General features: G+C 67.7%; 21 protein-coding genes and 2 pseudogenes. 13 read left to right on the top strand and 10 right to left on the bottom strand.

Annotation, left to right across the window (positions count from 1 at the left end; all coding sequences use genetic code 11):
- From B7R21_RS03655 to B7R21_RS03645, 3 genes are all read left to right on the top strand, one after another.
- On the top strand, positions 1-307 hold a 307-nt coding region (locus tag B7R21_RS03655; protein ID WP_172592037.1), incomplete at its 5' end, for an ATP-binding protein.
- Positions 308-376: 69 nt separating this feature from the next.
- Positions 377-1,582, top strand: coding sequence for a hypothetical protein (locus B7R21_RS03650; protein WP_116281896.1), 1,206 nt, complete (start codon positions 377-379; stop codon positions 1,580-1,582).
- A gap of 277 nt (positions 1,583-1,859) precedes the next feature.
- Positions 1,860-2,243: a hypothetical protein gene (locus B7R21_RS03645; protein WP_116281895.1), complete on the top strand. Its 384-nt coding sequence runs from the start codon at positions 1,860-1,862 to the stop codon at positions 2,241-2,243.
- A 108-nt stretch (positions 2,244-2,351) separates the two neighbouring features.
- Here B7R21_RS03645 and B7R21_RS21095 read toward each other — a convergent pair.
- From B7R21_RS21095 to B7R21_RS03635, 3 genes and pseudogenes are all read right to left on the bottom strand, one after another.
- Positions 2,352-3,013, bottom strand: a pseudogene (locus B7R21_RS21095) (IS30 family transposase); the annotation flags it as partial.
- Between the two features lie 39 nt (positions 3,014-3,052).
- On the bottom strand, positions 3,053-4,213 hold the full coding sequence (locus B7R21_RS03640) for a hypothetical protein (protein ID WP_116281894.1): 1,161 nt from the start codon (positions 4,211-4,213) through the stop codon (positions 3,053-3,055).
- Positions 4,210-5,412: a sensor histidine kinase gene (locus B7R21_RS03635; RefSeq protein WP_116281893.1), complete on the bottom strand. Its 1,203-nt coding sequence runs from the start codon at positions 5,410-5,412 to the stop codon at positions 4,210-4,212. Before B7R21_RS03635 ends, B7R21_RS03640 begins: the two co-directional genes overlap by 4 nt.
- 106 nt (positions 5,413-5,518) lie before the next feature.
- Between B7R21_RS03635 and B7R21_RS20580 the strand changes: the two genes are divergently transcribed.
- Positions 5,519-6,091: a phosphatase PAP2 family protein gene (locus B7R21_RS20580; RefSeq protein ID WP_116281892.1), complete on the top strand. Its 573-nt coding sequence runs from the start codon at positions 5,519-5,521 to the stop codon at positions 6,089-6,091.
- 738 nt (positions 6,092-6,829) lie between these two features.
- Here B7R21_RS20580 and B7R21_RS20850 read toward each other — a convergent pair.
- Positions 6,830-7,174: pseudogene (locus tag B7R21_RS20850) on the bottom strand (low molecular weight phosphatase family protein); the annotation flags it as partial.
- The gene (locus B7R21_RS03620) at positions 7,171-8,352 is read right to left on the bottom strand and encodes a glycosyltransferase (protein ID WP_116281890.1); all 1,182 of its coding nucleotides are present in this window, start codon (positions 8,350-8,352) and stop codon (positions 7,171-7,173) included. The gene B7R21_RS03620 and the pseudogene B7R21_RS20850, both read right to left, overlap by 4 nt.
- A 216-nt stretch (positions 8,353-8,568) precedes the next feature.
- Between B7R21_RS03620 and B7R21_RS03615 the strand changes: the two genes are divergently transcribed.
- The 7 genes from B7R21_RS03615 (at position 8,569) to B7R21_RS03585 (ending at position 16,818) form a co-directional block, all read left to right on the top strand.
- Positions 8,569-10,014, top strand: coding sequence for a polysaccharide biosynthesis tyrosine autokinase (locus B7R21_RS03615; RefSeq protein ID WP_116281889.1), 1,446 nt, complete (start codon positions 8,569-8,571; stop codon positions 10,012-10,014).
- Entirely contained in the window at positions 10,011-10,547 is a 537-nt protein-coding gene (locus B7R21_RS03610) for an acyltransferase (RefSeq protein WP_116281888.1), read from the top strand. The genes B7R21_RS03615 and B7R21_RS03610 overlap by 4 nt, the downstream gene beginning before the upstream one ends.
- Before the next feature lie 5 nt (positions 10,548-10,552).
- The gene (locus tag B7R21_RS03605) at positions 10,553-11,647 is read left to right on the top strand and encodes a glycosyltransferase (protein WP_172592035.1); all 1,095 of its coding nucleotides are present in this window, start codon (positions 10,553-10,555) and stop codon (positions 11,645-11,647) included.
- 184 nt (positions 11,648-11,831) lie between these two features.
- Positions 11,832-13,061, top strand: a complete 1,230-nt coding sequence (locus tag B7R21_RS03600; RefSeq protein ID WP_116281886.1) for a hypothetical protein — start codon at positions 11,832-11,834, stop codon at positions 13,059-13,061.
- Positions 13,062-13,640: 579 nt separating this feature from the next.
- Complete coding sequence (locus tag B7R21_RS20370) at positions 13,641-14,141, top strand: glycosyltransferase family 4 protein (protein WP_216364099.1); 501 nt, start codon at positions 13,641-13,643, stop codon at positions 14,139-14,141.
- Positions 14,141-15,553 (top strand): O-antigen ligase family protein, encoded by a 1,413-nt coding sequence (locus B7R21_RS03590; protein WP_116281885.1) that lies wholly within the window; start codon positions 14,141-14,143, stop codon positions 15,551-15,553. The genes B7R21_RS20370 and B7R21_RS03590 overlap by 1 nt, the downstream gene beginning before the upstream one ends.
- Positions 15,550-16,818, top strand: a complete 1,269-nt coding sequence (locus tag B7R21_RS03585; RefSeq protein ID WP_116281884.1) for an acyltransferase family protein — start codon at positions 15,550-15,552, stop codon at positions 16,816-16,818. Before B7R21_RS03590 ends, B7R21_RS03585 begins: the two co-directional genes overlap by 4 nt.
- Here the strand turns inward: B7R21_RS03585 and B7R21_RS03580 are convergent.
- The 5 genes from B7R21_RS03580 to B7R21_RS03565 all read right to left on the bottom strand — a co-directional run bounded on the left by B7R21_RS03580 (position 16,799) and on the right by B7R21_RS03565 (position 21,594).
- Complete coding sequence (locus tag B7R21_RS03580) at positions 16,799-18,298, bottom strand: cellulase family glycosylhydrolase (protein WP_172592034.1); 1,500 nt, start codon at positions 18,296-18,298, stop codon at positions 16,799-16,801. The two genes, B7R21_RS03585 and B7R21_RS03580, sit on opposite strands and share 20 nt — an antisense overlap.
- Positions 18,299-18,341: 43 nt before the next feature.
- Complete coding sequence (locus B7R21_RS19955; protein ID WP_172592033.1) at positions 18,342-18,581, bottom strand: hypothetical protein; 240 nt, start codon at positions 18,579-18,581, stop codon at positions 18,342-18,344.
- 31 nt (positions 18,582-18,612) lie between these two features.
- Entirely contained in the window at positions 18,613-19,125 is a 513-nt protein-coding gene (locus B7R21_RS03575; protein WP_116281882.1) for a DUF1707 SHOCT-like domain-containing protein, read from the bottom strand.
- Positions 19,122-20,228 (bottom strand): aspartate-semialdehyde dehydrogenase, encoded by a 1,107-nt coding sequence (locus tag B7R21_RS03570; RefSeq protein ID WP_116281881.1) that lies wholly within the window; start codon positions 20,226-20,228, stop codon positions 19,122-19,124. Before B7R21_RS03570 ends, B7R21_RS03575 begins: the two co-directional genes overlap by 4 nt.
- 67 nt (positions 20,229-20,295) lie before the next feature.
- A complete protein-coding gene (locus tag B7R21_RS03565; RefSeq protein WP_116281880.1) occupies positions 20,296-21,594 on the bottom strand; it encodes an aspartate kinase in 1,299 nt (432 codons plus the stop codon).
- A gap of 78 nt (positions 21,595-21,672) precedes the next feature.
- Between B7R21_RS03565 and B7R21_RS03560 the strand changes: the two genes are divergently transcribed.
- Together B7R21_RS03560 and B7R21_RS03555 are read left to right on the top strand one after the other, a co-directional pair.
- Positions 21,673-22,107, top strand: coding sequence for a cupin domain-containing protein (locus B7R21_RS03560; RefSeq protein WP_116281879.1), 435 nt, complete (start codon positions 21,673-21,675; stop codon positions 22,105-22,107).
- A gap of 27 nt (positions 22,108-22,134) precedes the next feature.
- On the top strand, positions 22,135-23,823 hold the full coding sequence (locus B7R21_RS03555; RefSeq protein WP_116281878.1) for a putative Ig domain-containing protein: 1,689 nt from the start codon (positions 22,135-22,137) through the stop codon (positions 23,821-23,823).
- The last annotated feature ends 37 nt before the right edge of the window (positions 23,824-23,860 follow it).

Genomic DNA, 23,860 nt, shown 5'->3' with positions numbered 1-23,860 from the left:
CAAGCTCGCCACCGAACTCAGCCGGCTGCGGCGCTACAGCCTGCTGATCGTGGACGAAGTCGGTTACGTCCCGTTCGATCAGGACGCAGCGAACCTGTTCTTCCAGCTCGTGTCGTCCCGGTACGAACACGCCTCCCTGATCCTCACCAGCAACCTGCCCTTCGGGCGGTGGGGTGATGTCTTCGGTGACCCCACGATCGCGTCAGCGATGATCGACCGGGTCGTGCACCACGCCGACGTCCTCAGCCTCAAAGGCACCAGCTACCGGCTCCGAGGACACAAAACCCTCACCACTACGACAAACTAGACACACCACGTGGCACCGTTTTCAATCGGCAACATTGGTACCGTTTTCGGTCGGCGTTAACAGGAAACAATGCACATCACCCGTACGTGGCGGAAGGCGTTGGCTGTGCCAGTCGTTCTCGCCCTCGCTGTCGGAGGGGCTCTGCAGACCGCGAGCTCCGCCAGCGCAGCAGAAGCCGGCCTCACCGTCACCAGCCCCACCGAGGGCCAGACCCTCGACTCCCGCACCGTCACCGTCGAAGGCTCCGTCGACGGATACGCAACCGTCATCGTGTACGCAGCTGACGGCACCACCGAGCTCGCCCGCACGAACGTCAACGGCGACTTCGGTGTGCCGACTCCGTACACGGTCGAGCTGCCCGCCTACGCCGACGACGCTACGACGGCACAGACCATCGAGGTCGGCGGCCTTCTCGGCGGAAGCGGCATCCCGCAGATCGAACGAAAGTTCACCCTCCCGAGCGCTGAGGTGGCACTGACCGTCACGAGCCCGACCGAGGGCCAGACCCTCACGTCGCGCACCGTCGAGTTCAGCGGCGCCGGCACCGACGGTTCGACCGTCAATGTGCTCGACAAGAACGGCGACCGGATCCCCGGCACCACCGCAGCTGTCGTCTCCGGCGGCACCTGGTCGACGACCGGCGTCTACACCGACGACGCAGCCGTCGCCCAGAAGGTCTACGTGCACCAGGTCACCGGCGGCGCAGGCCGCGGCGACGTGGAGCGCTCCTTCACACTGCCCGCTCCGCTCCTGCCCGCACCCGTCATCACCTCACCGAAGAACGGCGAGGCCCTCACCGGGGCCACCGTCACCTTCACAGGTACCGGTGACCCGTCCGCGAACGTCGCACTGCTGGTCGTTCCGACCGACCTGCTGAACGCTCCCGAGGCGAAGGCCAAGGCAGCCCCTGCCAAGCCCACCGACCCCATCGTCGTCGACAAGGACGGCAAGTGGTCGGTGACCGTGGCGCTCGTGCCAAACGACTACACCGTCGTCGCCACCGAGGTCACCCTCGACGACGCCAGCAACCTCGTTGCGATCACCTCCAAGCCGTCGACGCCGGTCGAGTTCTCTCTCTCAGCTCCCGCCGTGGTGCCTGTCGTCACGCCGACGACCACGCCCACACCTGCCGTCACGCCGACGAAGCACACCTCCTCGAAGACAGCTCTCGCCGAGACTGGACTCGAGACAACCGGCTTCGCCGGACTGAGCGCGCTGTTCCTGCTCGCAGGCGCGACGCTGCTGATCTTGCGTCGCCAACGCAGCACCAGCTAACTGGGCCGAGTCAAGAAAGAGGCACCGTTCAAAAAGAACGGTGCCTCTTTCTTTGTGTCCACAAAGTTTTCCACCCCCGATCCTGACAATGCGCCTCCCGGATGGAATGATCGCATCACGGGTTCCACGTCTCGGAATACCATCTCGGTAGCGCACGGATTCAGTAGCGCGCGGACAGGTGGCGGTGGCTCCGCCCGGGAACTGCGCTATTTCTCAGTCCCCCTCTTGAATTGGTTTAGGGATGACGATGGGCGGTTCTTCGCCAAGCAAGCCGGTAATGAGCCCGGCGTTCGATGCCCTCGGTCCGATCCTCATTCAGCCCACCCATGGCCTTGACCAGCTTGCGGAAATCGCAGCCACCCAGAACCGTTTCGGCGAAAACGCGAACGGCCGGATAGCGATCGACCGGATCAGCGGCAAGATGGCACTTGTCATCGTCGTGAAACTCGGTCAGCACCGTGCCGTCATCAGTCGCATCACACCCGAGATTGCCGAAGCTATCCAGCCCGTCGCGTGGCGACTACGTTTGAACAACCATGCCATCAAATGCTTGGCCAGCGTCGACGCGAACCCGGACTCGCCAACCTACCTCCACGTCTGGCTCAACCCTGAACTCTCAAAAGCCCCAAATCCCCGGCGCGAGAGCTCACCCGTCAGCTGAGCTTTGACGCACTCCACGCGATCACGATCCTCGGCAGCGTCATCGGCGGCGGCCTCTCGGATTCTCCGGTGTCTGGATAACTCATCCTTGAGCTGAGAGTTGGCGGGTTCAGGCGGCGAACGCAACACCGGTTTGATTTGACAGGTTCGAGAATTTCTCGGCGAGGACTTCTGCGGGAATGCGGTAGCCGTGGCGTTTCCGACGCCTGGCGTTGAGTTCCGCGGCCACGTTCCCGATCGCAGACTATGTCGATGTTGAGCCAATGATGAGATCGCATTCCCAAAGCCCGGGAACGGCGCGGTCCGCGATCTCGGCCGGCCGGTCAGAGATCGTGACCGTGCCCGGCAACCGTCCTGCTGTGAGGCCGTCTGGTTTCCTGGGGCGCCGCCGTGCCCGTCCGGACCGCAGTACTGTTACGGTTTCTAACCGCAACGATCCGCGGCCTTGGACGCGGAGGGCTTGGTAGATGGCCTCGTGGGACAGGTGCATCCCCCTTCCTCGGGATACTCGAGCCGGAGCGGGCCCGCGACCTGCTCGGGGCTCAACCGTTTGGTGAGCATCTCTGCGACCTGTCCTCGTAACGCTTACCCGCCCAACTTCCGAGGTCCCGGGCGTCTCGCCCGCGTCCACGTTTGCTCCTGCGCCAACGAGGGGATATACCTGTCATAAACGCGGTACCTTGCCACTTCACGGCTCACCGTGGAAGGCGCACAATCGAGCAGGGCAGCGATCCGTCAAATCCCGTGGCCCATGGCGAGCTGGAAGCCGATCCTCACGGTGAAGACTCTTGGGATGATCTATCGCTACGGTCAGAAGTCGAACCGGATCACGATCGCGTCGCGCGTCGGGTGAGCGTCGACGTGCGGGAACGCGAGCTGCATGAGCCCCACGAACGGTGCGATTCCCGCCGTCGGGCCACGCTCGGCCCCGAAGGCGGCGACGAGTTCCCCGGTCATCCGTTCGGCCGGCAGATCGGCTGCGCCGTCTGCCGCTCCGCCTGCCGCTCCTCCCCCTGCCACTCCCCCGCGGCCGAGCACCAGCGAGAGATCGCTGGCACTCCGCCCGGGCAGGCCGGCGAAGTGGGAGAGCACAGTGCGGAGGGCTGTGCGCTGCTCGGTATTGAGCGCTGCCGCAAGGAGGAGAGGATCGTCGAACACCCCCACGAGCCCTTCCAACGGCTCATCTGCGAGGCGGCGCGCGAGGGAGGATCGCAGCAGGCGGGCAAGCTCGGCCGCCTGCTGGCGGTCGCCATCGGTCAGGGCATCCCTCAGCTTCAGGTCCCGGAAGAAGGGCAGCACCTCCCGGCGGAGCGCTTCGATGTCGGTGCCGAGGAACTCCTCGATGGCTCGGCGGCGATCCCGCACGTTGCGGTTCCGCCGCACGTCGTCTGAGCGGCGACGTTCCGCCCGGAGGCCCGCGATGAGCGACGCGGCGAAGATCGCCGCGCCGCCTCCGAGGGCCACGACGAGAGTGCCCGACATCGTCGTCGCCCCGACCAGCCCGGCCAGGCCCACGGTGCCCGAATGAAGCACCGTCGTGCCGGCGACGACGAGCGCGGCAATGACGGTTCCCACCACGATCTCGCGGGGTCTCCGGTAGGAACCGGAGACCATCAGAACGAGCGCGACCGCGATCGGGCCCCAGTCGTTCCGCACATCGGTGTCCCTCCCGAGCTGGGCCAAGGACTCGAGTACGGCGGCCACCAGCACGAGGCCGTAGGTGATTCCGTAGCGTGCGCGTGTGACAGTGCGGCGAAAGGGGTCGGCCGCCCAGACGAGGTGGCCGAACCCGGCGACCAGGGCCACGAACGCCAGCAGCATCAGCGGCGGCGAGCCGATCTCCTGCGGGTTCAGCAGTGTCAGCGTGGTCGCGGAGATCACCGCGACACAGCCGACCGCCATCGCGAAGATCCGTGCCGTGATGCCACTCAGCGGATCGATCTCCTGGGCGGTTCTGCCCGACGCGCTCACCCGTCCGCGCCGCAGCGCGCCACGGGTACGCTCATCAGCACGGATGTCCCCTGCCCCGGCGTCGACCAGACCACCACTGTGCCGTCGACGTCTTCGATGCGGCGCCGGAGCGAGAGTTCAGGGCGCCCCGGCGCTCCTCTCCGCGTGCGCGCGGCGAAGCCACGACCGGAATCCGTCACCACGAGGTTGATGCTCTGGCTGCCCGAGGCGACGGCCACCTCGGCGAACAGAGTGCCCGCATGGCGGCTCACATTGCTGAGGGCCTGGTCGGCGGCGCCCAGGAACTCGCCCCGCACCCGGGGATCGAGTTCGAGCAGCAGGCGGGGCTCCCCGCTCACGACCACCTGGAGCCCCCGGTTGCCGGCGGACCGGATGATCGGTGCGAGCCCGCTCGCCTCGAGCGCCTCCGCGTCGCCGATGCCCCGGTTCATCACCTCGTCGACGAGAAGGCCGGGGTGGGCGAGGGAGGCGATGTCCTTCGCCAGGAAAGCCCGGTGCTCGTCGACGAGCGGACCAGGCGGCGACAGCGACAGCGCCAGGAGGTCGTCGAGCACGGTGTCGTGGAGCACAGCCGACGCCTCGGCGGCCACTCGGCTCCGCTCCGTGACGCGCTCCTCCACCGCCGCGGCCGCCTGCATCGTGCTGACCCCCCGCTTGGCGCGGCTCCGCCCGTACCAGAGCATGGCGAGCAGGATCACGATGCCGAACCAGATGCAGATGGAGGGCAGGTCGAACGAGAACACCAGCCCGTTCATCCGGGTGGCGACCTGCACGGCCACGGAGGCGAGCACGAAACCGATGGTCGAACGCAGCAGGCTCGAGAGGAGCGAGCGGCCGTCGACACCCACAACCGTGATGGCGATCTTCGGCATCGTGAAGATGATGGAATCGGATCTCCACGTCGGACCGAGATCGAGCGAGACCTGGAAGGCGAAGAGGAAGAGCCCGAGGCCCGCGACCAGCATGAGCCCGAGCACCCCCCACGGATGGGAGACGAGCAGTGCCCACGCCACCGCGAGCCCCGCCACGGCGAGACCGGTGAGCGCGAGCGGCACGCCTGCCTGGGGCACGACGATGCCGAAGGCCAGCACCAGGATGAACGTGGACAGGAGGAAGACGCTGCTGACCCAGATCGCCGCTCGTCCGAGGGCACGCCCGGTCAGCACACCCTCGACATCGGTGGGTAGGACGAGAGACATCGGTTCCCTTCGGCGCTCCGGCCACACCCCCATAATGGGGCTGGAGACACACCGTGCTCATCTTAGGCAGTCTGAACGCCCGAGGCCAGCCCGATAAGGTGATCGGATGCGCTCCCTCCGTTCCCACGAGATCGCCGTCATCACGGCTGTGCAGCGCACGCCACTGGCCCGCGCACTGGTCGGACCGGCCAGGCTCTACGGCTTCTTCGGTGAGAACTCTGTCGGCTGGGTGCTGCTCGGCGCCCTCGGCGCGGTGCTGGATCCGTCGCGTTCCGCGCTGTGGCTGCTCAGCGCCCTCGCGGTGCTCGTCGCCCAGGTCGCCTCGACCGGCGTCAAACGGCTGGTCCGCCGTCCGCGCCCGGGGGCCGTGGCGAACCCGGACGGTTCCTTCGTGCTGAGCGGCCCCGGAGGGTACCCGCGGAGCACAGCGGGCCCGGTTCTCGTGCACGCCGCGGCGAAGAGCAGACTCAGCTTTCCGAGTTCACACTCCAGCTCGACCATGGCCGCGGTGATCGTTTACGGCGCGATGCTACCGGGGCTCTGGCTGGTGGGAGTGCTCGCCGTGCTGGGCATGGGTGCGAGTCGTGTGCTGCTCGGGATGCACTTCCCGACCGACGTGCTGGCCGGATATGCGCTCGGCCTTCTGGTCGGCCTGGCTGCGGTACTCCTCCTGCACTGAAGCGCGCTCGGCCAGCTCGCGCTCCTGCAGCGCCCGCGCAGCACGACGGGTGAGGGGAACCGCGACCGTGGGCTCTGCTCCCGGCACCTGCGCCCGCAGCTGGCGACGGGTGAGGGGAGCGGCGACCGTCGGCTCGGCTCCCGGCGCCTGCGCTCGCAGCTGGCGACGGGTGAGCGGTGCGTCGGGTGCGAGGCCCACCGCGAGCACTGGGGCGGGCACTGGGGCGGGCACCGGTGTCGGCAGTGCCACGGCCACCGAAGACCGCGCCGGCACGGGATCGGGCATCCGCTCGGGAGTCACCACGGAGATCGGATCGGTCACCGGCTCCGGCTCGTGCTCGTGCAGGCGCACCGGTTCCGTCACCGGCACCGGCACCGGTTCGGCCGCCCACGCCGGCTCGGGCGTCTCGACCACCACCCGTTGCGGGGCTGCTCCACCGGGGCGGGAGCCGACAGTCGGCGGTGCCGGTTCGACCGCCGGCAACACGCTCCCCAGCCATCCGGCCAGCGTCGACACGGCGGACTGGATCTCGCGCGCCACCTTCGCGTGCGCGCCGGATGACCGCCTGAACGGGTCGGGGATGCTCAGATCGTCGTCGTGGCGTACCGACGGCACCGAGCTCCGGGTTGCGAGCAGCGTCGCGAGGCTGTCCCGGGGGCTCGCCCGCCTGCCTGCGGCACCACCGCCGGAGCCGGGCTCCAGGTAGTCGATCAGGCGTTTGAGCTCGAGGAGCGTGACGGACTTCTTCGAGGCCGCCGGGAACATCCGGGCTGCCGCTGCCCGGTGATCCAACGTCATCGCCACCACCAGATCGGCGTCCCTGAGATCGTCCTGCACGAGTTGTGCGGCTTCGTGGCCAGACGGATCACCGCCCATCGCAACGGACTGCCGTGCCGCCGGCGGATCCATGGGCGACCCGACCCGCGCATGCGTTCCGCGGCTCTGCACGCGCACCGAACGACCCGCCGCGGCCTCCCCGGAGACAGCCGCCAGTTCGTGCAGAACGAGTTGGACGGCCATCGGTGACCTGCAGATGTTTCCCGTGCAGATGAACAGGATGTTCAACGGGGGGAATTCGGTCATGTAGTGAGTATGACGCTTGGCGCCCGCGTCTCGCTCCGCGAATACGCCGGCAGGCGGCCACTGTACAGATCTGCAGAATCGACGCCGAGATGGAGGTCGGACCACCGCGACGACCGCACCTGGAGAGCCTCCCGGAAGAACCGCTCGGCAAGCCCGTGCTCGCCGAGCATCCGTTCCAGGGAGTCGATGGCATCGGCCACGGTGTCGACCAGGAAGCCGGTGCGGCCGTCATCGACGATGTCGACGTTGCCGACGATGTTCGAGGCGATGACGGGTATCCCGATCGACTGCGCCTCCATCACCGCGAGCGGCATACCCTCCCAGAGGGTCAGGAAGAGGAGCACATCGGCCTTCGCCAGCTGCAGAAGCGCATCGGGATAGGTCAACCAGCCCGTCTTCTCGACACCCGCATCCGCGAGCTCCGCTGAGAACTCGTTGTTGTCGCCGTCGCCGATCCAGACGAAACGTGCACGCCCGCGAAAGTGGCGGGCGACCTCCGCGAACTTCCAGGGGGCCTTCTGATAGGCGATCCGACCGACCATGGCGACGACGGGCAGATGCTCCTCCCTGTCGAATTCGCGAACGGGGAGCCCCTCGAGGCAGACTCCGTTCGAGACCACGAAGCAGGTACCGGTCTTGAGGACGCGGGTGGCCACATCCGCCTCGGATCGGCTCACGAGCACCAGGTTCGACGGGGCCCACCGGCAGAGCGCGCGCTCGACCACCCTGTAGAGGTTGCGGATCGCCGGCGAGTAGTCCGTGCGGAGGAACGAGAACCCGTGCGGGGAGTAGAAGGAACGCGGTGACCGGCGACGGCCGAGGAGAGCGGCCCTGCCGAACGCTCCGCCGACGGAGGAGTGGAAGTGGATGACATCCGCCGAGGAGGAGATCTCCCTGCGCACCTTCGACATGATCCAGAGCCCGTGCGCCAGCAACGACTCGCTGCCCGCCGGAGCTTCGACCAGGGAGACGGCCGGGTCGAAGATCTCCCGAAGCTCCGCCAGTGGCGGCGTGTCCTCCCGCCTTGTGAAGTAGAGGGTGATGGCCATCCCGAGTTCGGCCTGCCGCGTCGTCAGGCGCGCCAGCGAGGTGACCACACCGCCACCGAGGCTCTCCGTCACATGGGCCACGACGAGCGGCCCCGCTGCCGACTGATCGTGGTTCAGATACAAGACCATGGGGCGCTCCCTGTCAGCGGATTCGACGATCGCGTTGTGACCGGCACCCCCCGAGAACGACGTTAACGGCAGCTTATGGAGGGCCGTTCGGCCACTCGACACGCCTCGCCCGATTGAGTTAATGAATGCCCCGCGCGGCAGCTTCGACCGCCGGACTGCGCCGGATCGTGGGCCATACTTGTACAAATTCGAGGGGTCGCTAGGGAGACGGAACGCATGCAACTTGCGGACATTTTGAGGGTGCTCCAGCGGTCCTGGGTGCTGATCGTCTCCCTCACCGTGCTGGGTCTGCTCGCAGCCGGCGCAGCGCTCGCCGTCACCACCCCGCAGTACCAGTCGACCTCGCGACTCTTCGTCTCGACCCAGGCCAAGGACAACGCCACAGACCTCCTCTCGGGCAGCACGTACACCCAGTCCCGCATGACCTCGTACTCCCACCTCGCGGTGCAGCCGATCGTGCTCGATCCGGTCATCGCCTCGCTCGGCCTCGGCCTCACCGCCGATGAGCTCGCCTCCCACGTCACGGCAGACGTCATCACCGACAGCCTCATCCTCGAGATCACCGTCTCAGAGCCGAGCGCCAGCCAGGCTGCAGCACTGGCGAACGGCATCGCGGCCCAGCTCGTGACCACGATCACCACGCAGATCGAGAACCCGAACGACGGAACCAAGCCGCTCATCGCGGTCAACATCATCGCCGATGCCGCCGTACCGACCCACCCGACGACCCCGGTCACCTGGCTCTATCTCCTGGTGGGAGGCCTGGGTGCGCTCCTGCTCGCCATCGGCCTCGCGTTCCTGATCTCCGGTTTCGACACCCGGATCCGGAGCATCGACGACCTCAAACGCCTCACCGACACCCCTGTCCTCGGGCACTTCCCCCGTCAGCCGAAGCTGCGCGACAAGCCGCTCTTGCTCGCCGACGACATGATGAGCCAGCGCGCCGAGTCGTTCCGGGCGCTGCGCACGAACCTGCAGTACTTCGATCTGGCCCACGACCACCAGGTGCTGCTGTTCACCTCCTCGATTCCGGGCGAGGGCAAGACGACCAGTTCGCTGAACCTGGCGATCACGCTCGCGCAGACCGGCAGACGGGTGCTCTACATCGAGTGCGACCTCCGCCGCCCCAAGTCGGCGAAGTATCTCAACATCGAGGGAGCCGTCGGGCTCTCCGATGTGCTGGTCTCGCGCGCAGAGCTCGACGATGTGATTCAGCAGGGCGCCGTCGAGAGCCTGACGGTGCTGCCCGCCGGCGCCCTGCCCCCGAACCCCAGTGAACTCCTCGGCTCCGAGCAGTTCACGTCGCTCGTGCTGTCGATGCGCGAGATCTACGACTTCGTGATCCTCGACGCTCCGCCGCTCCTCGCGGTCACCGATGCCGCCATCCTCAGCCGCATCTCCGACGGCGTGATCGTCGTGGTGGGCACCGGCCAGGTGAAGAAGCAGCAGCTCGAGACGAGCTTCGACATCCTCTCGCAGGTGGATGCCCGGGTTCTCGGTGTTGCGGCGAACTTCCTCCCCCGCCTCGGTGTCGACGCCTACTCCTACTACACGTACGGCTACGGCGCCCTGCCGGCCCGGCCCAGCACACCGTCGGAGAGCGCGGCCGCACCGGCCGGCAGCGCGGCCGCGCCGGCCGAGAAGATCCCCTCCCGTCGATGAGCCTCCGCCAGAAGTGGGACCAGCTCGGGGTGGCGGCCTACAACATCGTTCTGACCTTCGTTCCGTCGCACACCGTGCGATTGGGCGCCCTGAGGCTCTGGGGGGCATCCATCGGCGAGGGATCGACGATCTCGCGTGGAACGACCCTCTTCGACATCGACAAGATCGTGATCGGCCGGGACTGCACGATCGGTTTCCGCTGCCTCCTGGATGCCCGGGGCGGGATCACTCTCGGTGACAACGTCGTTCTGGCGAGTGACACGCACATCATCACCGGGCGACACCTCGTCGACTCCGATACCTTCGAGGCCGTCTTCGAAGCCGTGTCGGTCGACTCCTTCGCGTGGGTCGCCTCCCGCTCGACAATCGTCGGAGGCGTGTCGATCGGTCGCGGAGCCGTCGTCGGAGCATGCTCACTGGTGCGCACCGATGTGCCCGCCATGCAGGTCGTCGCGGGCGTGCCCGCCGTCAGACGCGGCGAGCGCACCTCTGCACTCGACTATTCCGCGAAGTACCGGCGCCTGTTCTACTAGGGAGGATGCTCACGTTGGTGGATCACGATCTCTGTGAAGCGACGCTCATCTACATAGCCCCGCGCACGGGCACCAACGGGGTCAGCGACTACGCCGACGACATGCTCCGTTTCGCGCGCGGCCGGATGGCCCGGGTGATCGAAGTGCGGCACGGCGGATCGTCCGAGGACGGCGTCGCCGACGTCCTTCGCGGTCGCCGCGAGATCAGGAAGGCCCTCGCCGGAGCACCGGGCCCGGTCATCCTGCACTCCGAGCAGAGCGGCGGAGTACTTCTGCCGTTCTGGGGGCTCCTCGGCCAGCGCGCCACCGTGCGGAGTGCCACGGTGCACGATGCACCCCTCAGCGTCTGGCTCCCGTTCCGCACGAAGCTCGTCAGCCGCAACCGGTACGTGCAGCACGGGCTGCACTATCCGATCCTGCCGCTCCTGAAGCGGTTCGAGCGCCGTGCGATGCGCGATGTGCTGCTCTTCGCCCTGACCCGCTCGGGGGCGCGGGCCACCGAGACGGTGCTTCGGCACACGTCGGTCAAGCAGAGCTTCCTCCCGGTTCCCGACCGGCCCGAGCTGCCGGCCCCGACCGAGCGGCCTCTGGCGGTCGGCCTGTTCGGCTACGTCTACCGGGGCAAGGGGTTCGACCGCCTGCTCGAACTGAGGGAGCTGATCGATGAGCGCATCGAGATCCGGGTCGCGGGGCGCGGCACGGAAGCACTTCATCCCGTACCGGGCGTGACCGTGCTCGGCGGGGTGGAGGGCGCAGCAGAGGATGCGTTCTTCGCCAGCATCCGGGCCATGGTCGTGCCGTACGGAAGACGGAGCTCGTACGGGCCGGAGACCCACGTGGCATCCAGCGCCATCACCCGCGCCCTCGCCTACCAGACCCCGGTCGTGGCCATGCGGTACAACGGCATCGACGACGAGGCGCTCATCGTCGCCGACATCGGCGAGCTCGCAGCGACCGTCAACCGGCTGCTCCAGGATGACGACGAGCTGCGGATCGAGGCCGCCCGGGCCGCCTCGCTCCGTCACCGTCTCACCACGGAGCGGGCGTTCGAACGCTACGCCGAGGAGTGGAGCGCGGCCCTCGATGCGGCCGCGACCTGAGCGTGGGGCCCACCCCGGGAGGGCGGCGGTTCGGGTGTCACCCGATAGGACCAATTCCGACCGGGGTGCGACACGTGGTCCGATTATGCTGGGCCCACGCCAGCTGACTCTGCCGCAGCACCTGTCACAGAAGGCGCTGCGGCCGATCCCCGGCCTCGGTACCCCACCTTCGAAACGGTTTCAGATGTTCCGTCACTTCGCCGGCCTCGGCGCAGCAGGCAGCTGGATGATCGCCGGCCGCGGAGTGGGTTTCCTCTGGACCCTCCTGCTGATCGGCACCCTCGGCCTCGGCGACTTCGGCGTCTATGCCACCGCCTGCGCCTTCGCCGCCATCATCTCGGCGCCCCTCGAGAATGTGTTCGTCGTGCGGAGCGTGCGCGTCGAGCTGCACGAGTACGAACGAGAGCGTTCCACCCGGTTCCTGCTCGGGGTGCTGCTGGTCGTGGCGGGCATCATCCTCTTCCCGATCATCCTCACCCTCGCCTTCGCGCTGGTCTTCGCCGGCGGCGAGATGGTCTTCAACGCCTACAAGAGCCTCCCGCTCCGGAACGGCCTGCCGACGGTCGTGATGCGACTGGATGCCCTGCGGCAGTTCAGCTCGATCGGAGCCGCCGCGATCTACCTCCTGCTCGCCGGATCCACCGCGACGCTGCCGGTCGCCCTGGCGGTCTACCTCGCCCCGTACGCCGTCGTGCTCGTGCTGTCGGCGGTGCGCTGCTGGGGGACGATGCCCGCGGCACCCGGGGGGCTCCGGGAGAACGTGCTGCTGCTCGGCGACGCGTTCATCATCAGCCTCTACCTGCAGGGCGACATCGTGCTGCTGGGCATCCTGACCTCCGACGAGGCCGTCGGTGCCTACTCGGTGGCATCCCAGATCGCCCTCGCCCTCTCCGTTCTCGGCCAGCTCTACGCCCAGGGTTTCACCGTGCGGCTGCGGGAGCAGCACGGAGACCCGGCCGCCGGCCCGAGACCGCGGCTGCTCGTGGGGCTGGCGGCGTTCTTCACGCTCGGCACCTTCGCCGTCGGGGTCCTCCTGCTGCTCATCGGGTACCAGACCGGGATCGGCCTGGTACTGCTGGTGATGAGCGTGTTCGCCGGGCTCCGCACGATCGACAATGCCTGGACGACGGTGCTCTACATCCAGCGGCGGGATGCGCCGAGGATCGCGCATGCCGGGGTGGCCCTGGCAATCAAGTTCGGAGCCATCCTGCTGCTGGTCCTGCTCCTCGGCGGACCGGGTTCGCTCGCCGCCGCCGTGGCGGCCGTCGCCGCGGAGGTCTACCTCTGTGTCATGTACACCCGGCTCGTCCACCGCCCGCAGGTGGCTCGGGGAGCCGTGGCATCCCGGGAGATCGCGGCGACCCGGGAGAACGTGGCGACCCGGGAACAGACAGGGCAGAGGGAGCACCGGTGACCCGTATCCTCGACTTCCTGCTGGCCAAGGACCCGGTGCTCGAACGAACCGGTGACATGGCTATGGCCTCACTCGTGATGGAGCTCGCCGCCGAAGCGTACGCGGTGCGCTACATCTGCCTGTCGAAGACCTCCGGTGCCCGCGGCACGAACATCCTGGTCGAGAAGCCGCGGGTGTCCGCACCGCACCTGCTGCTGAGAGCGGCGCGCGAGCGCCAGAGCCTCGTGCACACCCGTTTCAGGGTGCCGGCCCTCACCCGCGCCATCGAGTCGAGCGGCGCGGACACCTTCGTGGCCGACCACTCCTACATGGCCGAATCGTTCGCCGACTCGTCGAGAACGGGCGGTGACCTCCGGGTCAACTCGGTCGTGTCGGAGTCGTACGTCTGGCATTCCTCGCACGGCATCGTCGGGCGGGTGCAGAGATCCGCGATCGAACGCGACCAGCTCCGGGTCGCCCGCCTGGCTCGCTCCCTCGCCACCTATGACGCCGAGGAGGCCGAGCAGTACCGGGCGCAGGGTGTCGCGCACGCCCGCTGGCTCGAGCTGAGCCTCGAACCGGCCCCGCGTCACGAGCACACTGGCAGCGCGCCTCGCCTTCCTGGGCGACCGCACCTGGGCGCCCAACCAGGAGGGCTACGAGCAGCTCCTCGCCTGGTGGCCGCGGATCGCAGCGGGAATTCCGGATGCCGAACTCGTCATCATCGGAAAGCCCGGCCGACTGATTCCGCTGCCGGACGGCGTTCGCGACCTCGGCTTCGTCGACGACCTCGACGGTGCGCTCAACTCGAGCCGCGCCATCCTCGCCCCCCTCCGCACCGGCGGCGGCGTGCGGGTCAAGATCCTCGATGCGGTGAGGCGCGGCATCCCGCTGGTCGCCACCGGCACCGCCATCGGGTCACTCGGCGGCATGTTCGACCTCCGGGCCAGCAACACCGAAGACGACTTCGTCGCGGCCGCCCGGCGCCTGCTGCTCGATCGTGCGGCGTCCCGGCAGGAGGGCGCTCGCCTCTACGAAGAGAACCGGCAGCGCTGGGAATCACGCGTGCCCCACACCGCCGTCGCAGAGTGGCTCGCGTGATGCGCCGCCGCATCCTGGTCGTCGTCGCCGTCGTGGTGGGCGTCGGAATCATCTTCGCCGCGCTCCGCCAGGGCTCGTTCATCTCGATCTCGGTCGGACTGCTCGTGCTCGTGTCGCCACTGCTCCTGCTCGCGGGCATCCGGAGGCCAGCTCTCTACGGCTGGCTCTTCGGGCTCGTACTCGGCGCCGCCCCCTTCGCCACACTGCCCGGAACCGGCACCCAGCTCGTGTTCTTCCTCGCCGCACTCTTCGTCGTCGTCGCGGTCGGCCATGCGCGCGAGCGGCGCCGGGAGACCCGCACGACGACGCTGGCGATCTGGATGGCGGTCACCATCGCCGCCTGCCTGATCTCCATGATCGCCACCTTCGACGGCGCTGAGGCGCTGAACCAGTGGGCGCGCTGGGCTCTCGCCTCCGTGCTGGTCTGCGTCGGCGTCTGGATGTCGCCCCTTCTCCGCATCGCCCTCAGCCGCTCCTACGTGGTCGGCACCTGCATCGGCGCCGTGCTGTCGATCATCCTGAGCGTCGTCGACAAGACCGGTTCCTTCGTGCAGGGGCTGACGTTCGTCGGCTACGGCGGCGCAGGCAGCCCGATCGTTCGAACCGTCGAGGTCAGCGGCTCCCTGTCGGTGCGGGCGACCGGTCTCTACACCGACCCGAACACCGCCGGCCTCTTCTTCGTCATGGCGCTGGGGGTCGCTGCCTTCGTGTTCAGGGGCTCCGCGCGGGTTGTGACAATGGTCGTGCTCACGCTGGGGATCGCCGCAACGCTCAGCCGCTCGGCCATCCTCGCGGTGATCTTCGCGGCATTCATCGTGCTGATCGTGCAGAAGCAGTCGACCGTGCGACGCATCGTGATCGGCCTGGTGAGTGCGATCGCTCTGGCCTTCCTCGCCCTCACCCCGAGCATCGCCGGCCGCCTCACGAATTCGTTCAGCAACTCCGACAAGGGCGCCCTCGACCGGTTCGCGGCCTACGCGAACTACCCCGGGCAGCTCGAAGGCCACTGGCTGTTCGGCCGTGGCTGGGCGCTCCGGGAGTTCACCGACTCGTACTACGGCTATCTGGTCAACCATGTGGCGAACACACCCCTCCTCGTGGTCTACCGCGGCGGCATCTTCGCCGGTCTCGCCTTTCTGGCACTGCTCATCGTGGGTCTCGCCATCTCCGTGCGGGGCCTCCGTTCAGACGACATCGGGTTCGGCATGATGGGCGCGGTCTTCTTCGGCCTCGTGATCGTGGCCTTCCAACTCGACTTCCCCGTCGTCACCCAGCCGCCGCTCACGATGGCCTTCTCGATCCTGCTGATGAACCTGGGCGTCGCGGGAGGCCGGCCTCTCGGGCCGATACCTGGCATCCGTTCGCCGCAGACCGCGTTCATCCCTCAGCGACAGGGGGCTCTCACACCATGAGCCAGCAGCTCCTGATGCCCGCGAACAACACGCTGCCGAAGCGCTTCATCGGCCTCGACGGACTGCGTGGCGTGCTCGCGATCTGCGTCGTGCTCGTTCACGCGACAGCCCAGTTCAACCCCCAGGTGCTCAACACCCTGCACATCGAGATCCTCGGCCAGGCGATCGTCGTGTTCTTCGTCCTGTCTGGCGTGCTGATCTACTGGCCGTTCCTGAACGCGATTCTGGATGATCGCCCACTCCCCTCGCTCAGAAAGTACGCCAGGGCGCGCTTCTTCCGGGTGTACCCGGCCTACGTCGTCGCGTTCCTGGTCGCCAACTTCGCGCTCAGCGCCGTGTTCGTGACGAACGCCATGAAGACCGTGCACGCCGACAACGACGCGGGCACCGGAATGATCACGAACCCCTGGTCTGTGCTGGCGCACCTCACTCTCGTTCAGAACGTCGTCCCCCGGGAGCTTCAGACCGGGCTGAGCGCCTCCTGGACACTGACGAGCGAGCTGACGTTCTACCTGCTGCTGCCCGTCTTCTGCGTCGGGGCTGCCACGCTCGCCCGTCGCCTGAAGATGAACAGGGTGCTCGCCGCAGCGCTGCCGGGCATCCTGCTGGTCGCCATCGGTGTCGCCTCGCACATCGCCTCGGTACTCTGGCTCCGGCAGAGCGGCATCAGCCTGCTCGACTCGGAGTGGGGCGCAACGTGGCAGGCGGTCTTCACTCGGAGCTTCTTCAGCTGGGCCGACAACTTCGGCTGGGGCATGCTCGTCGGCGTCGCGGTCTCGGTCTGGTACCGCCGCGGCGGGTTCCGTTTCGGCCGACTCCCCGTGCGAACGCTGGCCTGGATCCTCGTTCCGGTCGGTCTCGTGGCGTCGGGCATCAGCTTCCTCCGTTTCCCCACGTTCATCGGCGTCTTCTTCGCGATCTTCAGCACCGGTCTCGTTCTGCTGCTGATGATCCCGCTGAAGAGTGGAAAGACCTGGGGATTCGCCCGCATCCTCGACAACCGGGTGCTCTTCTGGCTCGGAACCATCTCCCTGAGCCTCTACGTCTGGCACTTCCCGGTGATCATCGTTCTCTACCGGCTCGGCTGGATCGCGGGCAACGACTGGTCCGGCTGGGTGTGGAACACCGCGCTGGTCTTCGCCGTCGCCGTCGCGATCGCCTCCCTCAGCTACCGGTTCGTCGAACGCCCGGCCATCCGGTCGCTCCGAACGACGAAGAAGCCGGCCGAGAGCGACCGGCCCTCGATCAGTACCGCGTCACGGTGACGATGCCGGTCGTCGCCGACCAGACGATCCGGCCGTGCTGGAAGTCGTTCGCCCTGCTTCCGTCGGCGGCGTACGTGTACTCGTCGGTCTTCGCCGCCCCGAGGGCAGACGTCCACTTCGCGAGGATGACGCCGGCCACGGCATGGGCACCCGTCGCAGCCGTGTAGAAGATGCGGAAGCCGCCCTTCCTGTCGTAGTCCTGGTATGTGTTGGCGAAGGAGGTCTTCTGCACGAACTGGTACCGCCGGGCCAGCGTCGCGACGGCCGGCGGTGAGCTGAACCAGCCGTTCGGCGTCTGGTACCGAGTGCCGTTCTCGCACTCCTGGGCGGCGCCGGTGCCCATCGGATAGTTCACGGAGACCACCGCACCGAGCGCGGGATCGGCGTTCGCCTTGAACGCCTTGCCCCTCGTGCCGAGCGGGAGCCCCGAGGCCTGGAGCTGCTTGACGACGTCGAGGGACTGCTTGGCGACGAACGTCGACGAGACGACGCCGAACGTCTCATTCGTGTTGTCGGTGACCGTGAAGATGAGGAACGGACCGGCGTAGGAGACCTCTCCCCATTCGATGAGCGAATCGTGGATCAGGCCGGCCTGTTTCGCCTCTGTCACTCCCCCTGTGCCGGTGGGAGCCCCGAACTCGGTGATCCAGATCTTCTTCTGGCCGTCGCCGTTGGCCTTCATGAGGGCGTGGATCTCGATCATCCGCCGGGCGGGCGTGTTGTCCCAGAGCGACGCCTTCGCGAGGTCCTGTGTGAAGTCGTAGGGGTGGAACGAGAACGCGTCGAAGAATCCACCCGCGCCCGCGGCGTACATGGCCGTGGCGAACCGGATCGGGTTCATCATCCCGTCGGCATCGGGCGCCGGGCCGAGCACCCCCGCGATGACGGTCGCCGCCGGGTCCGCCGCCTTGATCTTCGGATAGGCGGCCTTCACCATCTGGCCGTAGAAGGTGGGATCCGGATCGGGAGCGTAGTAGTCCCTCGAATTCGGTTCGTTCCAGATCTCGTAGGCTGCGATCTTCCCCTTGTACCGCTTCGCGACGACACCGGCGAACGTGGCGTAGAGCGCTGTCGTCTTCGGCCGCATCGTGCCGCCGTCATTGCCGCCGTTCAGGGCCGCCCAGCGGGGGCAGGTCGTGATGATCCCGAGGATCGTGAGGTTGCGTGCGCGGGACTCCGAGACCGCATAGTCGAAGATGCCCCAGTCGAAGGTTGTCTGCGTGGGCTGTGCAAGCACCCACATGATGTCGAAGCGAACCAGCGTTCCGCCCGATGCGACGATCGTGTCGAGCGTCTTCGCGATGTTCGCGTGGGTCTCGAAGAGCAGAGAGGAGCCGGTGGAGTAGCCGACTGGAAAGGGTGCGTACCGCGTGGCGGCGGAGGCCGATGCCGCGCTGCCCACCAGTGTCGGCAGCGCAACGACTGCGGTGCCGGCCGCCGCCCCCGCGAACAGTTGCCGACGAGTCACCAGGACTGACATTGCCGCACCCCGCCGCTCGGCGACCGGCCAGGGTGGCTGGTCTTTACCGGAGCGTAGCCCATTCGGGGGGTGCGTCTTCACGGAGAACACCCGATTGGGTGAACCGGTGGAGCCCCGGGCAGGGGTCGCGGAGTACCACGGGCCTCCACACCCCGCGGGAGCCGGCGAGTTCCCGTTCGGCACGGCGAACGGCTCGCCCGAAGGCGAAGGCGACCAGGAGGGAGGCAGCCGCCCAGGCGAGTGTGCAGGCGGGGATGACGATGAGGAGAAGGAAGGAGGACATGACCTTCTCATCATAGCTGAGAAAATCTCAGTCAGTCACGATCTCTCCGTCGATCCCCGTCCCGATCGCGGCCGGGGCCGCGGCCGCTCCCGCCGTAGACGAGGATTCCGGTGACCGGCACGAGCAGGAACCACAGCCATGCATAGGCGTATCCGAAGAAGTGCGCCGTGATGAAGAAGAGCACGAGGGCCACAAAAGGAGCGATCGAGACGATCAGCACGCTGGTCGAGCCGCGCTGGCCGGTTCTCGGCAGCTCGGCGTCGAAGGTCGGTTTGTGCGGGGTGTCGAAGCCCTGCGCCGACGGAGACGGGAAGGAGGCTGGATAGCGGGCATCCTCGATGTCATCATCGTCCGGCAGGTCGCGGAACACCGGCGCCAGATCACCCCGTGTGAGCGCCGAACGCACTGCGTTCGAACGCTCGACGACCTCGGACGGCTTCAGGCGCCCCTGTCTGGCATGGGCCTCGATCCTGGCAACTGCCGCACTCCGTTCGGAGTCGGAGAGCCTGATGTTCGAGAGGGGGTCCCTGCCGGTGTCGGTCATGCTCCTATTGTGGCGGCCTCGGGCTCGGCGTGCATAGGAGATTCCGCAGCGCGGCGGGCGAAGATCTCGGCGATCTGCACAGCGTTCAGAGCGGCGCCCTTCCGCAGGTTGTCATTGCTGATGAACAGCGCGATGCCGCGCCCATTCGGAACGCCCTCATCCTGCCGGATCCGGCCGACGTAGCTGGGGTCGTTCCCGGCGGCCTGAAGGGGGGTCGGAACCTCCGACAGCTCGACGCCGGGGGCACTCCCCAGCAGCTCGGTGACCCGCTCGGGGCTGATCGGCTGGGAGAACTCGGCGTTGACCGAGAGCGAGTGTCCGGTGAAGACGGGTACGCGCACACAGGTGCCGCTCACGAGCAGGCCCGGGAGTTCGAGGATCTTGCGGCTCTCGTTACGGAGCTTCTTCTCTTCGTCGGTCTCGTTGGAGCCGTCATCCACCAGCGAACCCGCGAGCGGGATCACGTCGAAGGCGATCGGCCGCACGTACTTGACGGGCTCGGGGAACTCGACGGACGCCCCGTCGTGCACGAGGTCGAGCAGCCTTCCGGAGGCGACCGCGGCCTCGGCCTGCGTGGCGAGCTCCTCGGCGCCGGCGAGGCCACTGCCGGAGACGGCCTGGTAGGTGCTCACGATGAGTCGCTCGAGACCGGCCTCGGCATGCAGCACCTTCAACACGGGCATCGCGGCCATCGTGGTGCAGTTCGGGTTCGCGATGATGCCCTTCCGGGCCTCGTCGATCGCGTGCGGGTTGACCTCGCTCACTACCAGCGGCACATCGGGGTCCATCCGCCAGGCGCTGGAGTTGTCGATCACGGTCACCCCCGCGGCAGCGAACACCGGGGCGAGCGCCCTGGAACCGGTCGCACCGGCAGAGAAGAGGGCGATGTCGAGACCGGACGGATCGGCGGTCGCGGCGTCTTCGACGACGACCTGCTCGCCTCGGAACGTGAGCGTGGTGCCGGCCGAACGTGCCGAGGAGAAGAACCGGATGCTCGCAATCGGGAAGTCTCGCTCCTCGAGCAGCTGGCGCATGACCTTGCCGACCTGCCCGGTCGCACCCACGACACCGACGTTCAACCCTGAAGTACCCACTTGGCCCATCCCTCTTGTCCGAGCATCCAGTGTACCGATCGCCGGTAGCCGGATGCCCGGTGTGACGCTGTCCGCGTCAGCGGCCCGTGCCGCCGTGCACGATCGCCTCGTCGTCGGAGTCCAGGCCGAACGCGGCGTGGACCACCCGCAGCGCATCGTTCACGGTGTCGGCGCGGGTCACGACAGAGATGCGGATCTCGCTCGTCGAGATCATCTCGATGTTGATCCCCGCCTCGTACAGTGCTGTGAACAGCTTCGCCGAGACGCCGGCGTTGGTGCGCATCCCTGCGCCGACCAGTGCGAGCTTGCCGATCTGGTCGTCGTACTGCAGGGCCTTGAACCCCACGTCGCCCTGCTCGGCGGTCAGGGCGGTGAGCACGGTCTGGCCGTCGGACTTCGGCAGCGTGAACGAGATGTCGGTGAGCCCGGTCGACGCGGCCGAGACGTTCTGCACGATCATGTCGATGTTCGCGCCGGTCTTCGCGACGATGTTGAAGATCTGGGCGGCCTTGCCGGGGATGTCGGGAACGCCGACGACGGTGATCTTCGCTTCGCTGAGGTCGGTCGCGACCCCCGCGATGAGTGGCTCTTCCACAGGTGTCTCGCTGTTCTCTCGTGCCGTGTCCGGGGCGGGCTGTTCGGGTGCGTTGTAGACGATGGTGCCCTCGTTGTTGTTGAACGAGGAGCGCACGTGCAGGGTGACGCCATGGCGCCTGGCGTATTCGACGGCACGGATGTAGAGCACCTTCGCACCGTTCGCCGCGAGCTCGAGCATCTCCTCGCTCGAGATGCGGTCGATCTTCCGCGCGCGCGGTACGAGCCTCGGGTCGGCGGTGTAGATGCCGTCGACGTCGGTGTAGATCTCGCAGACGTCCGCGCCGAGCGCTGCGGCGAGCGCCACGGCGGTCGTGTCGGAACCGCCCCGCCCGAGAGTCGTGATGTCCCCGGTGCCGCGGTTGAAGCCCTGGAAACCGGCGACGATCGCGATGGCGCCCTCGTCGAGAGCGTCGCGGACCCGCCCAGGGGTCACGTCGACGATGCGGGCCTGGCCGTGCCGGGCATCCGTGATCATGCCTGCCTGGCTGCCGGTGAACGACCGGGCATCGTGGCCCATGCTCCGGATCGACATCGCCAGGAGCGCCATCGAGATGCGCTCACCGGCCGTCAGCAGCATGTCGAGCTCGCGGGGGGCAGGAATCGGCGTGACCTGGTGAGCCAGGTCGAGCAGCTCGTCGGTCGAGTCGCCCATGGCACTCACGGCGACCACGACCTCGTTGCCGGCCTTGCGGGTCTCGACGATGCGCTTGGCCACGCGCTTGATGCTCTCGGCATCGGCGACGGAGGATCCGCCGTACTTCTGTACGATCAAACTCACTGGGGGGTGCTCCCGACATCACGGTGAAAGGCGACTCCCCATCCTAGTTGTTCGAACCCCGACCCCGAGGAGTCCTCCGTGCCCGGAGCCGCACCCATCGTCCGCAACATCGCCGACCTTCCCGGCCACCTCATCAGCGAAGGCGACACGGTCGTGCTCGCCGAACTCGCCGGCCCCGCGCAGGGCAGCTCCGCGAGTGTCTTCCTCGAGATCTGGGAACCCGGAGGCGCGCAGCCCCTCAACTCGCACGCCGACTCTGCGGAGACGTTCATCGTGCTCGCCGGAACCGGGGCAGCCCACTCGGATGAGGCGACGCTCCCCCTCGGGCCGGGCGACGTGCTGACCCTGCAGCCGGGCTCGGAGCACCGGATCGTGAACACCTCGGCGACCGAGAAGCTCTACACGATCACCATCATGGCCTCGGACGGCGGGTTCGCCTCGTTGGTGACCGGCGGCACGCGGGTTCCGCTCGCCGCGGCGGACATCGGAACGCTGGTGTCCGCTCTGGCTTAATCGAGCAATGCTCAGTAGGGTGGCGGCATGAAGACCCTGACCGGCCGGGACGCCCGGATCGCCCCCACACGAACGACCGTGACCCATGCCGCGTTCGTCTGCCCTGTACTCCTCGTCGGCTCCCTCCTGCTGTCGGTCGGACTGCTGTCGGTCGGGGCACCTCTGGGCGCGCAGGCGTTCTCCAGCTCCTTCACTCACGTCGGTGGCACACCGGGAGCCGTGGCCGTCGACAGCACGACGCACATGGTCTTCGTGGCCGACTCGTCCTCCGACGAAATCGCGCTGTTCGACGGCAGCCTGGATGTGCAGCCGGTCACCCGGGTGAAGGTGGGCAGCCATCCTGTCGCCATCGTCGTCGACGAAGGGGCGAGGCGGGTGTTCGTCGCCGACTCCGACTCCGGCACCGTCTCGGCATTCGATGCCGACGATCCGGATCCGACGGCCGTCGTCGCCATCCGGGTCGATCATCCCGCGGGGCTCGCCCTCGATCCATCGACACACCTCGTCTACGTGACCAGTTCCTCGACGAACAGTGTCCTCTCCTTCGACGGCTCGCCGGGTGCTGGCAGTCCCGCGATCAGGAGCGTTCCCGTCGGTCAGGAGCCCGTCGGGATCGCCGTGGATTCCCGCGCCGGAGTGGTCGCGGTCACGAACACGCGGGACAACACCGTCTCCCTCTTCGCGGCACGCACGTCGGCGGCCGATGGCAGCACTCCGGCGACCGCCATCACGACCGTCGGGGTCGGATCCTCCCCCTCGGGAATCGCCATCGATCCGACCAGCCACACGGCAGTCGTCGCCAACCTGCGCGACAACACGGCCTCGCGCTTCGATGTCACGCTGCCTGCCCCGGTGGTGTCGACGGTCGCTGTGGGCCGGGCTCCCCTGGCCGTCGCCATCGATCCAGGAACGCACGACGCCTTCGTCGGCAATTCGCTCGGCATCACGGTGTCGCAGTTCGATGTGACAGCCGCCTCTCCGCCCATCCTCGAGCTGCCTCTCGGCAAGGCGCCGCACGGGGTCGCCGTCGACGAGAGCCTCGGCAAGGTCTACGCGTCGAATTCCCTGAACGAGACCGTCTCTGGCCGGGCGCCGGCGGTACCGGAGGCTCCGTGGATCCTCGCCGACTCCCTCCAGGCCGCCACGGTCGGTGTCTGGTACAGCCACGTCTTCGAAGCCCGGGGAACACCCTCACCCACTCTGAGCCTCCGCGGGGACCTCCCCGACGGCATGGCGTTCGACGCCGCCACGGGTCAGCTCTCCGGCACTCCCACGTCAGAGGCAGCGGTGTCGGTGACGCTGGTCGCCCACAACCTGGCCGGACCGGATGCGACCAGCACGTTCGAGCTCGTCGTGAACCAGAAGGCCCCATCCCTCACCCCGTCGGGAACTCTCCGTACAGCGAAGGTCGGTGCCGCCTACAGCTACCATCTCGCACCGACCGGCAGCGCTCCGGCGAAGTGCTCTGTCACGGCGGGAACCCTCCCCTCCGGCATCACCCTGACCACCTCTGACTGCTCCCTGGCAGGTAAGCCGCGGACAGCGGGTACCTCGGACTTCGCGGTGACGGCGATCAACTCGGGTGGCACCACGAAAATGAGCTACCAGATCATGACCGCACCGGCGGGCGGCGGCACCGGGTGTCCCGACGACGTGGGGCGAGCCGGGGGCGAGGCCGATGGATCGGGCACGGTCGAGGTGAGGCCCGGCTGCTGACGAACGGCCGCACCTCTGGCCACTGCCTCTCCCGCTC

Source organism: Subtercola boreus, from assembly GCF_003399625.1.
Classification (GTDB): Bacteria; Actinomycetota; Actinomycetes; order Actinomycetales; family Microbacteriaceae; genus Subtercola; species Subtercola boreus_C.
Note: the sequence above shows the minus strand (reverse complement) of the source record. Positions and strands in the feature narration are given on the sequence as shown.